10 protein-coding genes and 1 tRNA gene are annotated in these 14,033 nt (G+C 56.4%); 8 read left to right on the forward strand and 3 right to left on the reverse strand.

Annotation, left to right across the window (positions count from 1 at the left end; genetic code table 11):
• The first annotated feature begins 184 nt into the window (after positions 1-184).
• Genes J4E70_RS12545 through J4E70_RS12555 form a run of 3 tightly spaced genes read left to right on the forward strand, consistent with a single transcriptional unit; the run spans position 185 to position 5,536 of the window.
• Positions 185-739, forward strand: coding sequence for an ImuA family protein (locus tag J4E70_RS12545; protein WP_213889889.1), 555 nt, complete (start codon positions 185-187; stop codon positions 737-739).
• Entirely contained in the window at positions 693-2,159 is a 1,467-nt protein-coding gene (locus J4E70_RS12550) for a Y-family DNA polymerase (RefSeq protein ID WP_213889890.1), read from the forward strand. Before J4E70_RS12545 ends, J4E70_RS12550 begins: the two co-directional genes overlap by 47 nt.
• Complete coding sequence (locus J4E70_RS12555) at positions 2,156-5,536, forward strand: error-prone DNA polymerase (RefSeq protein WP_213889891.1); 3,381 nt, start codon at positions 2,156-2,158, stop codon at positions 5,534-5,536. The genes J4E70_RS12550 and J4E70_RS12555 overlap by 4 nt, the downstream gene beginning before the upstream one ends.
• 52 nt (positions 5,537-5,588) lie before the next feature.
• Here the strand turns inward: J4E70_RS12555 and J4E70_RS12560 are convergent, their stop codons facing one another.
• Positions 5,589-5,864 carry a hypothetical protein gene (locus J4E70_RS12560; protein WP_213889892.1) on the reverse strand — a complete coding sequence of 92 codons (276 nt, stop codon included), beginning with the start codon at positions 5,862-5,864 and terminating at the stop codon, positions 5,589-5,591.
• 1 nt (position 5,865) lies between these two features.
• Positions 5,866-6,390 (reverse strand): hypothetical protein, encoded by a 525-nt coding sequence (locus J4E70_RS12565; RefSeq protein WP_213889893.1) that lies wholly within the window; start codon positions 6,388-6,390, stop codon positions 5,866-5,868.
• Positions 6,391-6,690: 300 nt separating this feature from the next.
• Here J4E70_RS12565 and J4E70_RS12570 point away from each other — a divergent pair, with 300 nt between their 5' ends.
• A complete protein-coding gene (locus J4E70_RS12570) occupies positions 6,691-7,368 on the forward strand; it encodes a putative 2OG-Fe(II) oxygenase (protein ID WP_213889894.1) in 678 nt (225 codons plus the stop codon).
• Positions 7,369-7,421: 53 nt separating this feature from the next.
• On the opposite strand, the gene J4E70_RS12575 is transcribed toward J4E70_RS12570, so the two are convergent.
• A complete protein-coding gene (locus J4E70_RS12575; protein ID WP_213889896.1) occupies positions 7,422-8,747 on the reverse strand; it encodes an ATP-binding protein in 1,326 nt (441 codons plus the stop codon).
• A 43-nt stretch (positions 8,748-8,790) separates the two neighbouring features.
• Here J4E70_RS12575 and J4E70_RS12580 point away from each other — a divergent pair, with 43 nt between their 5' ends.
• From J4E70_RS12580 to J4E70_RS12595, 4 genes are all read left to right on the forward strand, one after another.
• A complete protein-coding gene (locus tag J4E70_RS12580; protein ID WP_213889898.1) occupies positions 8,791-9,699 on the forward strand; it encodes an MBL fold metallo-hydrolase in 909 nt (302 codons plus the stop codon).
• 80 nt (positions 9,700-9,779) lie between these two features.
• Positions 9,780-9,854 (forward strand) — tRNA-Asn (locus J4E70_RS12585).
• 291 nt (positions 9,855-10,145) lie between these two features.
• Positions 10,146-11,399, forward strand: coding sequence for an aminotransferase class V-fold PLP-dependent enzyme (locus tag J4E70_RS12590; protein ID WP_213889899.1), 1,254 nt, complete (start codon positions 10,146-10,148; stop codon positions 11,397-11,399).
• A gap of 166 nt (positions 11,400-11,565) precedes the next feature.
• Positions 11,566-13,983, forward strand: coding sequence for a GcvT family protein (locus tag J4E70_RS12595; protein WP_213889900.1), 2,418 nt, complete (start codon positions 11,566-11,568; stop codon positions 13,981-13,983).
• The last annotated feature ends 50 nt before the right edge of the window (positions 13,984-14,033 follow it).

The raw sequence follows: 14,033 nt of genomic DNA on the forward strand, positions 1-14,033 counted from the left end.
AAATGTTTCTGGCAAGATATCTGAAAAGCGCTTCTTATTGTAATGGCTGGTTTCAATATCTTGGTAGGGTTGGCCTTTGTCACTGAAGTCCGTCCCTCTGTTGATACAAACGAAAACACTTGATCAAACCCGTCTGCGTGGCCATGCTATCTGACTGTAAGCAAAACACACCAGCCGACGGGCCATGAACAACAGTTTCAAAGACCATTTCCCGCTGCGAAAATCCCGCGCCCATGAGGTGACGGGCCCCACTGCCCTGAGTTTTGCCGCAATCGCCTGTGGGCATGGGGGAAAAGGCGCGATGTGGATCGTGGAAAGCTGGCAGCAGGAAACGCTCAACCCTGTTGGCCTCGCCCCTTTCTGTGATCCTGCAAAGGTGGTTCTGGTGCGTGCGGATAGCCCCATCGATGTGCTGGCCGCCTCTGAAGAAGCCTTACGCTCGGGTGCGGTCAGCACTGTTGTTGCGGAACTGACCAAACCCTTAGGCCTGACGGCCGGGCGGCGCCTGCAATTGGCCGCAGAGGCGGGAAAGACGACGGGTGTCTTCATTATTTCTGACGGGATGGGCAGCAACGCAACAGAAACCCGCTGGCGGTGTTCGCCAGAATTTGACGCGCAGGACTCGACTCTTCAGCGGTGGGAACTTATTAAGAACAAATCGGGAACATTAAAAGTTTGGAGAGTCCGCTGGGATGCAGAAGCGCGTCGTGTCATTGTGGTTTCCGAGGCTGGCGAGTGACCGCTTTTTGCGCGCACGCACCATGGACGCGCCCTTTGCCCTGACGCTTCGCGAAAACAACACCGAGCGGCTTTATTGTCTGAACATGAAAGCCGAAGAGCTGGGTCTTAGACGCGGCATGGGGTTTTCCGATGCGCGTGCGCTTTTTCCCGACTTGCAGACCTGCCCTGCCGATCCGCGTGCTGACAGCCAGTTTCTACGGGCTCTTGCCCGTTGGGCCGCGCGCTATTGCCCCTGGGTCGGGCAGGAAGGCACGGACGGTCTGGTTCTGAACATCACCGGCTCGGCCCATCTGTTTGGGGGCGAGGCTGCACTGCTTGCAGATATGCGCGCACGGCTGTCGCGGGCGGGGCTGACGGCACGGCTCGGGCTGGCCGATACCCGTGGTGGCGCATGGGCCCTGGCACGGTTTGGTGAAGGGGTCGCCCTGCCCGACAAAACGCTGGAAAAGATCGCCCCCCTGCCGGTTGCTGGTTTGCGATTGTCCGGGTCGGTCTGCGACACGCTGCAGCGTCTGGGCATCAACAGCATTGCCGATCTGCACGCCCTGCCCCGTGCCACGCTGACCCGGCGCTTTGGCCGCGAACCGCTGCTGCGGCTTGATCAGGCCCTTGGCGACCAGCCAGAGGATGTCTCGCCCCTACCTGATCCGCCGCGCTACAGCGCGCGCCTGAGCCTGCCAGACCCAATCGGCCTTGCCAGCGATGTCATGGCAGGGCTTGAACGGTTGCTGGGGCAACTCTGCGCGCGATTGACCGACAGGGAACAGGGTGCGCGCACCCTGCAACTCACATTGCGGCGCGTTGATCAGGCCAGCCAGCAGGTAGAACTGCGCCTCGCCCGGCCCCTGCGTGATCCGGCCCGCATCCTGCCCTTGTTTCAGAAAGGCGTCGAAACCGTTGATGCCGGCTTTGGTATTGATCAACTGCGTCTTGAGGCCACCTTGGTCGAAGACCAGCCCTTGCGCCAGATCAGCCACGCCAGCAGCGGACCAGACGACAAACTGGATGACCTGATCACGCGCCTTGGCAGCCGGATCGGGCTGGACAATATCATCCGGTTCCTGCCCGCCGACAGCCATATCCCGGAACGCAGCTATATTACCGCATCGGCTGCCTATAGCGCGCCCGGCGGCGCATGGCCTGTACTACATCACCGCCCGTTGCGCCTGTTTCCGCCAGAACAGATCGCCGCATCCGGGCGCACCCCGCCGCGCGGGTTTCGCTGGCGGCGCATGGCGCTGTCCACGGCGCGCGCCACGGGGCCGGAACGCATTGCGCCCGAATGGTGGCTAGAGGATGAAGCATGGCGCACCGGCCTGCGTGATTACTGGATGGTGGAAACCCGTCAGGGGCGGCGGCTGTGGCTTTTCCATACCCCGCAAAACCCCGGCTGGTATGTGCAGGGGGAATTTGCATGACTGCACCACAAGCCCCACGTTCACACGACAATGGGTACAATCGCGGCTATGCCGAACTTTGCGTGACCTCGAATTTTACCTTTCTGACCGGGGCATCGCACCCCGAAGAGCTTGTGACACGTGCTGCGGAACTCGGCCTTGCAGCCATTGCCATCACCGACCGCAATTCGCTGGCGGGTGTCGTGCGGGCCTGGGCGGCCCTCAAGGAACTGAAACGTGAATCGACAGAGGATATCCATATCCGTTCAAGTCAGCGCATTGACCCAAGCAGTCGGCAGGATATTGGCAATCACGTCATGCTTGCCCGCCCAGCGCAACGGCCCTTACCGCGCCTGATTGTCGGGTGTCGTCTGGTGTTGCGCGCCAGCCCGGTTGACTGGCTGGCCCTGCCTAAAAACCGCGCGGCCTATGCGCGGCTTTCCCGATTGCTGACCCTTGGAAAACGCAGAGCCGAAAAAGGGGAATGCCACCTGACCCTGAGCGATTTTCTGGAAGGTGCCAAGGGGATGATCCTGATTGCCCTGCCCCCGAAAAAAGCAAAACAAACAGGTCCAGAGCAGCACGATGTCATGATCCATATCCGCCGCACGGCCACCCATTTCCCCGGTCATGTTTTTCTGGGGGCTGCCCCCCGGTATGACGGCCGCGATCAGGCTTATTTTGACCATTGCGCGCGCCTTGCCCATCGCTGCGCGGCCCCGATGGTTGCGGTTGGCGATGTCATCATGCATCACGGCAAACGCCGCCAATTGGCCGATGTGCTGACCTGCATGCGGGAACATATAATGATCGAGGATATCGGCACGCGCGCGCTCCCCAATGCGGAACGCCGGCTGAAAGGACCAGACGACATGGCTCGGCTGTTCCGCCACCACCCCGCCGCGATCAGCCGCAGTCTTGAAATTGCAGCCCGCTGCACCTTTGATCTGGGGGAGCTGTCTTATGAATACCCCGATGAAATAAGCAATGGCGAAGCCCCGCAGGACCGGCTTGCGCGCCTGACGCACGAGGGGCTCGCGCGCCGCTACCCTGACGGGGTGACAGACCATGTGCGCGCGCTTGTTGCAAAGGAACTGAGGCTGGTCGAAAAGCTTGGGTTTGCCGCCTATTTCCTGACGGTGCATGACATTGTCGAACACGCGCGCAGTCTGAACATCCTTTGTCAGGGGCGCGGATCTGCTGCAAACTCCATCCTCTGCTATGCGCTTGGTATCACCGACGTCGGACCCGAGGTCATCACCATGGTGTTTGAACGCTTCATGTCCGAACACCGGGGCGAGCCACCTGATATCGACGTCGACTTTGAACATGAGCGCCGCGAAGAGGTCATCCAACATATCTACGAGCGCTATGGCCGCCACCGCGCCGGGCTTTGCGCCACAGTGATCCATTTTCGCACCCGTGCCGCGATACGCGAGGTGGGTAAAGTGATGGGGCTAAGCCAGGATGTGACCGCCAGCCTGTCAGGGCAGATCTGGGGCATGTCGGGCGGCGGTGTTGATGAAAACCGGGTGCGCGAGCTTGGCCTTGACCCCGCAGACCGGCGGCTGGCCCAGACCCTGCGCCTGATCGGAGAGTTGATCGGCTTTCCCCGGCACCTGTCGCAGCACGTGGGCGGCTTTGTCATTACCAAGGGCCGGCTGGACGAACTCTGCCCGATTGAGAATGCCGCGATGGAAGACCGCACCGTTATTGAGTGGGACAAGAATGACATCGACGCCCTTGGCATTCTGAAGGTCGATGTGCTGAGCCTCGGGATGTTGACTTGCATCCGGAAGTGTTTTGATCTGATTGCCGGTCACGGGGGCGAACAGCTTTCTATCGCCACGGTGCCGCAGGACGACACCCCAACCTATGAAATGCTGTGCAAGGCTGATGCTGTTGGGGTCTTTCAGGTCGAAAGCCGGGCGCAGATGAATTTCCTACCCCGGATGAAACCGCGTAAGTTTTATGACCTTGTGATCGAAGTTGCGATCGTGCGGCCCGGCCCCATTCAGGGCGGCATGGTGCATCCCTATATCAACCGCCGCCAAGGGCGCGAGAAACCGGAAATCCCGTCAGAAGCGTTGCGCGGTGTGCTGGGCAAAACGCTTGGTGTGCCCCTGTTTCAGGAACAGGCGATGCAAATCGCCGTTGTCGCGGCTGGATTTACCGCAGAAGAGGCGGATCGCCTGCGCCGTTCGCTTGCCACCTTTCGGCGGATGGGCACCATCGGCACCTTTCGTGACCGGTTTATCAATGGCATGCTCGAGCGTAATTACACCCCCGATTTTGCAGAGCGTTGTTTCAGCCAGATCGAAGGCTTTGGTGAATACGGCTTTCCCGAAAGCCATGCAGCCGCCTTTGCAATGCTGGCCTATGTCTCAGCCTGGCTGAAATGCCACCATCCTGCGGCCTTTGCCTGTGCCTTGCTGAACGCGCAACCCATGGGGTTTTATGCCCCGGCCCAGATCGTGCGCGATGCGCGTGAACATCAGATCGAGGTGCGCCCGATCTGTGTGAACAACAGCCTGTGGGACAACACGCTGGAACGCCGCCCGGACGGCGCACTTGCCCTCAGGCTGGGATTTCGCCAGATCAAGGGGCTGCGAGAGGATGACGCGAGTTGGATCGTGGCGGCACGCGGCAATGGTTATCCGGACCCAGAGGCGCTTTGGCTGCGGGCCGGCATTACACCTGCTGCGCTGGAACGGCTGGCCGAGGCGGATGCGTTTTCCGACATGGGGCTTGGGCGGCGCAACGCACTTTGGCGGATCAAGGCCATTCGCAGTCAACAGCCCCTACCCCTGTTCAATGACCCGATTGAAGGCGAAGGCATTGACGAGCCCGCCGTCACCCTGCCCGCCATGCATCTGGGGCAAGAGGTTGTGGAAGACTACGTCGCCATGCGCCTTAGCTTGCGCGCCCATCCGATGGAACTTCTGCGCCCCTCGATGCCCGGCCTTATCCCGCACGGCGAGTTGGCTACGGCCTCTCTGGGGCGCGCTGTCGTCTGCGGCCTTGTGATTACCCGTCAGCGCCCCGGCACAGCCTCGGGTGTCGTATTTCTGACGCTGGAAGATGAAACAGGTGTCAGCAACGTGATTGTCTGGCCAAAGGTCTGCGCGCATTATCGCCGTGCGGTAATGGGCGGGCGGCTGCTGCGGGTCACCGGCTATCTGCAACGCGAAGGTATTGTTGTGCACCTGATCGCGCAGCGTATTGAGGATATGTCTCACAGCCTTGCGCTGCTTGGCCACCCAAATGCAGACAGCATTGGCCAGACCCAACCGCAGGCAGACGATGCCCCGCGCAGAACCGCGAAAAAGCCCGCCGCCCGCGCATACCACCCAAGGGATCAGGCGAAGAAATTATTCCCAAGCCGGGATTTCCATTAGAAATGCCAAGCGGCCAAGGCGAATGAACGGGGATGCCCTATTCGCATCAAACCTATGTTGGTCTGCGAAAAATTGTCAGAATTTCATCGCGACAAATACTGGCACGGAATTTTCCGTGTACGCCTGTTACCCCGAATTTGTTAATAAAATGGGTATATTCCAGCCCCAGATTATACTTGTTTTCCGCACCGCCAAAAGCATGGCCAATATCCCAGCGCAGTTGCGGGGAAAACACGATTTGACCGTCCACACCTGCCCCCTGATCACCGATGAAATCGACAAACCCTTGAGCGCTGAACTTCTGGCTTCCAACCTCAAAACGGCGCATTCTACACGAAAGTCGCCTGATAGGTCGTGTCCAGATTGCGATCGAAAGGATCGGTAACATTGTCGTAAGCGTAGACCCCGAAAGTGAACACGTTGAAACCGGGCACATTAAAGCTTGCACGCAGCCCGTAGAGCCCCACAAGAAAATCATCGCCCTGGTTAATGCCAAAATCCGGACCAATATCACTGATGAAACCGGACTCCCCGAAACTCAACCCCAACGCGCTGCCGTTCAGGTGCCCGTAGATTTCGCCATAACGACTGCTCTGGGTATTTGTTGAGGGTCCGTCGTGATCGCTGAACAAATCAACAAAGAAAAAGACATCACCATGTTCAAATGCTGTGAAGTGTTCCAGCGTAATCGGTGTGCGCGCTGTTTCATCTAACCCGTTGCGCCCAAGACGGTAGCCATCACCAAAGTGAAGCTGTGCTTCGGTGGTAGAAAAGGCTTGCACGCCACTGCCGGCCAGCGTGCTGGCAACGACCACTGCGGTAGCCGCGATATTTTTGTGTAATAATTTTTCCATGCGTAGTGCCTTTCTGCTTTTCCATTTGATCGTCGTGATGATTGTCTCTTTTCGTTCGTTAGCTTTTTTGAGTTTACGGCCATCCAGCTTTCACGGGCTGTTATTTCTCTGTGAAACGGCTTCAAAAATTCTTGTATTTTTTGTGTTCACCCGCGCCGGTGGAAATCGACTTCTTTGCTAAAGGATGGCTACTTTGGCGGCGGCACGTCACAGCCAAGGCATCTTTCACTTTGCAAGCCTGCCAATTGTCGGTCAAACAGAGTATTCAGGGAAAAAACCGCAAAAACAGGAAACCATCGCATGCAGCAAAATTCGATTTCCATCACTCCGGCGTGGCCCAGCATGCTGTTCCTGTGTGAATGGGCAGAGCACGCAACTCATGCTCCAAACATTGTCTCGCATATTAATGAACTTGCATCTGGTTACAACGAGCCAATCGCAAGCGGTGTCGCCAAATCCGCGAAACCGGCGAAGGGCCTTATAGAAAGCCCGCTGAACCTGTTCACAACCACAAAGAACGAAAGCCTTCTAAAACTGGTCAACTGGATATCGAACAGCGTTAAGGTTGCAGTCAGCAAAGTGAACGGCGATCAGGTTCCTCCAGAGCGTTTGCAACTTGAGTTCTCGCAGAGCTGGTTTCACATAACGAATGATGGCGGCTTCCATGACGCGCATACACATGGTGCATGTTCCTGGTGCGGCATCTATTATCTTGTCGCCGGTGAAGCGGGCGAAGTCAGTGCAGACGGCAATGCTGTGGCTGCAAATGGCATTAACCGGTTTTACAGCCCTCTCAGCAGCGGCGGGTTGGTCCGTGACTACGGAAACGCCTATCTCGGACGCGGCTTTCTGGACGTCCAGCCACATGACGGGCGGCTGGTGATTTTTCCGTCATATCTGTTACACAGCGCCCTTCCCTACACTGGCGAAACAGACCGGATCGTGATGGCATTCAACACCCGCACTCGGGCCATGTAGGGTTAAAAAAAACAGCCGGGATCGCGGTACAGCGAAGGGATCAGAGCCGGTCGTCACCGTGCCAGAACCAAATCAACCTTTAGACCTCCAAGCCGGTCGCTTTCGCTCAGACGCAGGGTGCCACCATGCCCCCGCGCAATATCAATTGCGATTGACAGTCCAAGACCAACACCGCTGCCTTTGTTTTGGTTGCGGCCAGGTTCTAGACGCGAAAACGGCTTTAACGCTTCTTCTCGGTCTTCAGGCGCAATACCCGGGCCATCATCCTCCACAGAGATGCGCACCGCTTTTTCGGTAATAGCAACGCTGACTTCGGCGCGCGTCCCGTAGCGCACGGCATTGCCAATAAGATTATCAAGCGCACGGCCAATCGCCGTAGGCCGCACCAAGACCTCCCCAGCCCCCTCTTCGGAAACGAGTTGCACATCTTTGCCCGCTCGCTCCGCGTTTTCAACGGCCGTGCGAGCGATCACCATTGGATCTGAGAGCACCAGTTCATCCCCAGCGGCACCCCGGGCAAAGTTCAGGAACCCGTCCAGAAGCCGCTCCATTTCTGCGACGTCCTGCAACATGGCATCAACATCTTCATTTTCGTCCACCATAGACAAACCAAGTTTGAGGCGCGTCAACGGGGTGCGCAAATCGTGGCTGACACCAGATAGCATAAGGGTACGCTGTTCGATCTGCCTTTCGATACGCGACCGCATATCGAGAAACGAGCTTCCGGCTGCCCGCACTTCAAGCGCACCAGACGGGTTATAGGGAACTGACCTGCCCTTCCCAAAGGCTTCCGAAGCAACGGCAAGCCGTTTGATGGGGCGCAGCTGGTTGCGCAAAAACAAATAAGCAATCACGGTCATCAACAAGCTCACAGCGATCATCAGAACTAACAATTGGTGCGGATTGGTTGCGGACACACGGGACCGCGAGAATTCTACCGCCATGTTACCGTGGCGCGTTTCAACCTGTAAATGCACGATATCGCTGTCACCTTGCAGATCTATGACCGATATCGGCAAGCCACCGCTGCGTAGCGTTTCAATGACTGTGATGCCTGTAAGATCGGCGAAGTCACGTTTGTCCGCAGTCGCACTGGTACCGGCTCCCGGCAATGTGATCGTCATTTCCAGTGGATCAGCCAGAGCCTTTGAACCTTCCTGCGCCTCTTCAAGCCTTTCCTCAGCCTCGATCTCATCGAGAAGATACGCGAGTTCCAGCTCAACGTTTTGCGTCATCTGCTGTGTCACACGGTCAAAATGGCGCTGGATAAAGACGATGGACACAACCAATTGAATTGTGACAATCGGCACAATCAGAATAAGTGCGGCACGCCCATACAGGCTGCGTGGCATGAAACGTTTGAGCCAACCGAAAAACATGACAAAAGACTAGCGATACCATCGACAAACGGAAAGCAGGATTATGAGCGCAAAAGAGAATGTTCCACCGCCGACCGGCGTCGCAGAAATGCTGGAGCCTGGATTGCGTCGTATTCTTGCGCCAAACCCATCGCCAATGACGTATCACGGCACGAATACCTATCTGGTGGGCGAAAGCCATGTTGCGGTAATTGACCCTGGGCCAGACAGCCCTGCACATCTCTCAGCCATCCTGAACGCGGTGAATGGCCAAAAGGTAGAGGCGATATTGGTCACTCATAGCCATCTGGATCATTCTCCCCTGTCGCGGGCTTTGTCGGAAAGAACCGCAGCTCCCGTCATGGCCTATGGCGACAGTCGCTCTGGGCGGTCGCAACTGATGGAAAAACTGGCCGCATCAGGCCTTGTCAAAGGCGGAGAAGGCGTTGACCCGGCGTTTGCGCCTGACGTGACGCTCGCAGACAATCAAGAAATCAAATCCGCCGAATGGAGTCTGCGAGCGCTCTGGACACCCGGGCATTTTGGAAATCATCTTAGCTTTGTCTGGGGGAATGCGGTTTTTACAGGAGATCACGTCATGGGATGGGCCAGTTCGCTGGTGTCTCCGCCAGATGGTGACCTGACCGCGTTTATGGCATCTTGCGCGCGTCTGGCAGCAAGAAATGACAGAATATATTACCCGGGCCACGGTACCCCGGTTACAGAGCCAAAGGCGCGTATCGACTGGCTGATCAGCCACCGCCACAGCCGGGAAGCGGAAATACTGCGCGCCCTGTCCAAAGGCCCGCAAAGTGTAAAAGCTCTGACCGCAGACATGTACACAGATGTTCCCGCTGCCCTTTTGGGTGCTGCAGCACGGAACGTGTTTGCGCACCTGATTGATTTGTCTCAAAGATCACTTGTGAAGACTAAAGGTGAACTTGCGATTGACGCAGTTTATTCGCTCATTTGACAATTGTAGCAGATTCCGGTGCTTTTGTGATAAAACCCTCTGGACGCCGCAAAAACCTATCGCTATATCGTGCGTCGTGTTCCGGCGTAGCTCAGCGGTAGAGCAGTTGACTGTTAATCAATTGGTCGTAGGTTCGATCCCTACCGCCGGAGCCAAATAATCATACATTATCAATTACTTATTGATTAGTTGAGTTTGGCAAAGTTCATATGAATGTTTCACGAAAGAGTGAGGCAAACGTTTAAGTGTGAATTTTTCGCTGCTACTCTGGCCAGCAAATTCAGTTTTTTACTATTAGTAACAAACACCATATGTTGCTTGGCGCTCTTCACCACCTCGTCAGTCCGGCTTTCGTTACCCCTTGGCACCAGAAATTTCGCGTGCCATTTTTGGTGATGCGCCCTACCGTCCGCATTGCGGCCCTTTCCAGCACCGATGGAGTAATAATGAAATCGATCGACCAGACCCTGCTGGTGAACATCAGAAAAAAGTTCGCGCAGGTCGACCATTGTCCGCAACAAGGCCCACGCGTCTTTTTCGAAAATGCTGGTGGCGCCTTGACGCTGAATTCTGTGGTTGAGTGCTCAGCTCTATATGCCTCGATCCCCGACAACCAGGGGCGTGACAATCCGGCCAGCCACGAACTTGTGCGGGTCATCAACAAGGCAAAGGACGACATGCGCGTCTTTATGAATGCGCCGGGCGGGCAGTTCTTTGTTGGCGAAAGTGGCACTGAACTGCTGTTTCGCCTGATCTCGAACGCCTGTCTTGGCACACCCGAGGGCGGAGTTGTTCTTGGCTCGACATTGGAACACCCCGCAACGCGAAGCGCCTGTGACCGCTGGGCAAAGATTGCACGCCAAAGTCATGTTTTAGTTCAGCATGATGGCGCAACAGGCACGCTGGAGCCTGCCGCCTATGCCGCCAAAGTTACAAAAGACACGCAGGTTGCCACGATCGTGCACACTTCTCCTGTCACCGGTATGAGCGTCGATGTGGCCGCCGTCGCCGCCGAGATACGCAAGGTTGCACCGGATTGTTTCATCATCGTTGACGGCATTCAGCACGCTGCTCATGGCCGGATCGACATCGCTAGCTATGACATCGATGGCTACGTGATTTCACCTTACAAAGTGTTTTCGCGTCACGGGTACGGGTTCGCCTGGATATCTGATCGGATGGGCGCCCTGCCCCATGACTGCCTGATTGATGGACCGGCTGACAATTGGGAAATGGGCACGCGCGATACCGGCGCCTATGCCACCCTGTCCGAAGTCGCCGCCTATTTTGAATGGCTGGGGGAACAGGTCAGCGACACGACTGATCGCCGTGAAAAATTTGTTGCGGCGGGTGAAGCGATTCATGCGCAGGAAAAAGCGCTGACCGACGCAATGATCCACGGCACCGGAAACCTGGAGGGGCTGGCAGAAATGGAAAAGGTGCATCTGATTGGCGGCGTTGACAACCCGGCGCGCGAAGGCCTTGTTTCGCTTTATGTTGATGGCGTGCCCTCGGTCGATGTGGTTGCCAGGCTGAACGCGCAGGGCATCCGCACGCATCTGCGCAAAGACGACCATTATTCAGGCAATATCCTGAAACCTTTGGGGCTTGCGAGCTGCGTTCGCGTATCGATGTGCCACTACAACAGCGCGCATGAAGTTGCCCAGTTTCTTGCAGCACTGAAAACCATTGCTGAGTGAAGCGATCAAAGGTTTTCTATGCACAACGAAACCAGGGCCTGAGAGCCCGATTTATTTGTGGGTACATCGCGCATTCTCGGGCTAGCTTCGCGTCGAATCTCTGCAAAATGCGGACCCTGCCTGTGGGCCGTGTTTCTGGGTTAAATGCAGGCAAGGGAACGTATAGATGAAGACACATGCACAGGTCGTTGTTATCGGAGGCGGGCTTGTTGGCTGCTCGATCCTCTATCACCTGGCGAAACTTGGCTGGACAAACGTTGTTCTGTTGGAACGGGACGAACTGACAAGTGGTTCAACCTGGCATGCGGCGGCCAATATTCATGGTCTTCACGACAACAACAATATCACGCGAATCCAGCATTATACGATGAACCTCTACAAAGAGCTGGAAAAGGAAACCGGACAGGGCTGCGGTGTGTTTCAGCCCGGCTCGCTATACCTTGCCCAGACAGAAGAGCGAGAGCATCAGCTTCGCCTGCAAGAAGCCAAAGCAAAATTCTACGGCCTCAATTTTTATGAGATCGACAGGGAAAAAGCGCTGGAATTGCACCCGCTGGCGCAGTTTGACGATATTCGCTGCATCATGTTTGAACCAGAGGGCGGCAATGTTGACCCTTCGGGCGTCACGATGGCCTACGCTGCGGGTGCGCGCCAGATGGGGGCAACGGTTGAACGGTTTTGCCCGGTCATCGGAACAGAACAACAACCGGATGGCAGTTGGATCGTCCGCACCAAGAAGGGCGACATTCATGCACAATGGGTCGTGAACGCCGGCGGTCTTTGGGGCCGCGAGGTTGCTGCGATGGCGGGGATAGAACTGCCGCTACTGCCGACTGAACACCAGTATTTTGTAACCGAAGCCATTAGCGAAGTTGCGGATCTCGGGCGGCGCCTGCCCTCTATAGCGGACCGCGATGGCGAATATTATTTCCGTCAGGAAGGCAACGGATTGCTGATCGGTGCCTACGAAAAAGACATGAAGTTCTGGGCCGAAGACGGCACGCCCCAAGGTTTTGGACACGAACTTTTTGCCGATGACCTTGACCGTATCATGGAAAACGTGATGCGCGCGATGGACCGGGTGCCGGCAGCGGCAACAGCCGGCGTGAAACGTGTGATCAATGGCCCGATGATCTGGAGTCCGGATTCAAACGCATTGTTCGGAACGGTGCCCGAGCTTCAAAACTATTTCTGCTGTACCGGCATCATCCCGGGCTTCAGCCAGTCGGGTGGTCTCGGCCTTTTGGCCGCCCAATGGATTATCGAAGGCGAGCCCGAATATGACATGTTCGCCTGGGATCTGGCACGGTTTGGCGACTGGGCCGACAAGAAATTCACCAAGGCACGGGTGCGTGACCAGTACCAGCACCGTTTCAAAATTCATTTCCCGAACGAAGAACGCTCAGCGGGCCGCCCTGCCCGTGTGCGCCCGGCTTATGAAATGCAAAAAGGAATGGGCGCTGTCTTTGGTCTGAACTGCGGCTGGGAGCATCCATTGTGGTTTGCTGATGCGCCGGGAGCAGAGGAAACCATCGGTTTCACGCGACAAAACTGGTTTGAGCCTGTCGGGCGTGAAGTAAAAATGTTGCGGGACAATGTTGGCGTGATCGACATTTCGAACTTCGCAAATTACGTGATCAAAGGCACGGGCGCACAAGACTGGCTGGACGCCTTGGTCGCCAACCGTGTCCCGTCCGAGGTTGGCCGTTCCTGCCTGACCCCGCTGATCGGGGTGCGCGGCGGTGTCGCCGGGGATTTCACCATCACGAAAGTCGCGGATGACAAATACATGATGGTCGGCTCTGGCATGGCAGAACGTTATCACCAGCGATTCTTCAATATGATTGAATTGCCGGAAGGCACTACCTTTAAGGTCGAAACAAACAATATTGCGGGCTTTAACGTGGCTGGGCCAAAGTCGCGCAGCATGTTGCAACGGCTTACCAATGCTGATCTTTCAAATTTTGCGTTCCGCTTTATGCGTTCAAAAACCATCGAGGTCGCCGGTATCGAATGTTTGGCGATCCGTGTCAGCTTTACCGGTGATTTGGGTTGGGAGCTGCATTGCGACGAAAAAGATCAAGTGCAGCTTTACACCGCTTTGCTGGATGCCGCGCGTGAATTTGATGGCGGTCCGGTTGGCGGCCGTGCGCTTGGCAGTCTTCGGATTGAAAAAGGCTACGGTTCGTGGGGGCGTGAGTATTCTCCGGAATACTGGCCGCAAGAGGTTTCGCTTGAACGCCTTATCAAGCTCGACAAAGATTTCTTGAATAAAGAGGCATATTTGTCAGTCAAAGATAATGTAGCTCGTGAGCGGCTTTCAATCTTTGAGGTTGAAATAACAGACGATGCCGACGCCTCGGGTGGTGAGCCCATTTTCCTACCAGATGGCACGCCAGTAGGCCGTGTAACATCCGGCGCTTTCGGCTATTCGGTCGGCAAGTCCCTTGCGCTTGGATACGCAAAGGAAGGTGTCGCAAAACCCGGGGACACTGTTCACATTTTCATTCTAGGCAAACCACATAAGGCCACACTTCTTGCGAAACCTCCCTTTGATCCTGATGGTGACAAACTGCGGGCGTGATATGAAACAGGGCCGCCCCCCTTGGGACGGCCCATTAAATCCACAAAAAC

The sequence above is a fragment of the Pseudohalocynthiibacter aestuariivivens genome (assembly GCF_018457175.1).
GTDB classification, from domain to species: Bacteria; Pseudomonadota; Alphaproteobacteria; order Rhodobacterales; family Rhodobacteraceae; genus Pseudohalocynthiibacter; species Pseudohalocynthiibacter aestuariivivens.